Source organism: Xenorhabdus sp. NBAII XenSa04 (assembly GCF_963866145.1).
Taxonomy (GTDB): Bacteria; Pseudomonadota; Gammaproteobacteria; order Enterobacterales; family Enterobacteriaceae; genus Xenorhabdus; species Xenorhabdus indica.
This window is the reverse complement of sequence record NZ_CAWMEB010000239.1, coordinates 1-417: the sequence shown is the minus strand read 5'-3', so window position 1 is coordinate 417 and position 417 is coordinate 1. Positions and strand designations below refer to the sequence as shown.

General features: G+C 38.1%; 1 protein-coding gene. It reads right to left on the bottom strand.

The genetic code is table 11. The features are described from left to right. The coding region (locus tag AAC147_RS09390; RefSeq protein ID WP_047686413.1) for a DNA methyltransferase at positions 1-417 on the bottom strand (417 nt) is incomplete at both ends.

Here is a 417-nt window from a genome sequence, read left to right as displayed (position 1 = left end):
TACTGACGGAAACGTTTTATTTTCACCCAGGAACTTAATCCCGGCAGGGAAGGTTATTTCTGACGCCGGGTTTTTTACGCTTACCTTTTTTATTGCGCGATCTGAAACCAGGCTATCATCGCCCTTATAAACAATACGGGGTAACTGTGACAGGTCTTTTGCATATACCAAGATATATTCGTGTTCTCGTGTAAACGTTGATGATGAAGTTCTTCCATTTTTCCAAATCAATCTTTCAACGAAATTGCCTTCACCAAATATCTCATTGCACAAATAAGACAAATTAACCACTTCATGATCATCTATCGATATAAAGATAATGCCATCGTCAGACAATAAATCTCTGGCTAACTTCAATCTGGGGTACATCATATTGAGCCAGTTGTCACGGAAGCTATCTTGATAAATAAAATCCTT